Here is a 1117-nt window from a genome sequence, read left to right as displayed (position 1 = left end):
GACGAATTGTCAACTCAAGTGCAACTTTTTACCCAGGTAGACTTCTGATGGTGTCTTCCAGCCTAAGACCTTGCGAGGCCTGTTATTCAGTTGTTCAACGAATGCCTGAATATCTTCGTCAGTTTGTAGATCTAAGTCAGTGTTCTTCGGAAAGTATTCGCGAATTAGCCCGTTTGTATTCTCGTTAGTGCCACGTTGTTGCGGCGCATGTGGATCTGGGAAAAACACCTTGGCATTGAGCTCTCGTGCAAGTTCTTTATAGCGCGCAAACTCGGTTCCGCGATCTGGCGTGATAGTTCTCACTCGGTTGCTCGGTTGCGTGCTTAACAGTGCCACCATTACCGCCTTAACGTTATCGGCGTTCACCTTCATAACGCGCTTAGAAAGTAGAAAACGAGACCGTCGATCAACGAGCGTGACAAGCGCAGAGTGGCCAGTCTTTCCGCGCACCGTATCGCCTTCCCAATGGCCAAACCAGCTACGCTTCTCGGCAGAAACTGGTCGCTCATGGATCGAGGGGACGTCATTGAAGCGGCCTCGTCGCTCGTGAATAGTACCTTTAACCTTGCGGGTCTTTCCGCGGTGACGGAGCTGTCTCGGAAGACCGCGTGCGCCATGGCTTTTCAACGGTACACCCAAATTATTACGGTAGATACCGCGGTAAATGGTTGGATAACTGATTTGAATCGAACTGTTCTCATGACGCAAGCGACCGGCGATTTGTGCAGGGGACCAGTGAAGCTGTGTAATGGACGTTACCACACGCTCACGGACCTCTGCCCGATCGAGAATACGATGACGACGGCAACTTTGACGTACTGCTTGGTAGCGAGTGTGTGCATTGGCCACGGAGTAGTTGTCCCGGCCACCATTACGCGAAACTTCGCGGCTGATAGTACTCTTGGAGCGACCAATCTCCTTAGCAATCAGCTCTTGTGACCAACCATTATTGATACCAAGCAGTATCGTTTCACGCTCCTTTAGGGTAAGATGTTTGTACGGACTCATAGCCGAGTTCTCCTTGTATGTGATCTTGTGGTGATTTCATTTTACAAGGACTCAGGCTGTGAGTCTTTTCTATTTGGTTAATTTGTTGCACTTACATTGTAAATCCGTC

At 49.7% G+C, this 1117-nt stretch carries 1 protein-coding gene; it reads right to left on the bottom strand.

Annotated features, from left to right (window positions below; translation table 11 throughout):
- Window positions 1–9: 9 nt before the first annotated feature.
- Entirely contained in the window at window positions 10–1008 is a 999-nt protein-coding gene (locus EKM88_RS13165) for an IS30 family transposase (RefSeq protein ID WP_125706737.1), read from the bottom strand.
- Window positions 1009–1117: the final 109 nt, after the last annotated feature.

Origin of the sequence: Lacticaseibacillus daqingensis, assembly GCF_003946115.1 — a bacterium.
GTDB classification, from domain to species: domain Bacteria; phylum Bacillota; class Bacilli; order Lactobacillales; family Lactobacillaceae; genus Lacticaseibacillus; species Lacticaseibacillus daqingensis.
Note: the sequence above shows the minus strand (reverse complement) of the source record. Positions and strands in the feature narration are given on the sequence as shown.

Excerpts from the sequence above, each read along its gene's own strand:
- EKM88_RS13165 (WP_125706737.1), bottom strand. The coding sequence starts at position 1,008 with ATGAGTCCGTACAAACATCTTACCCTAAAGGAGCGTGAAACGATACTG.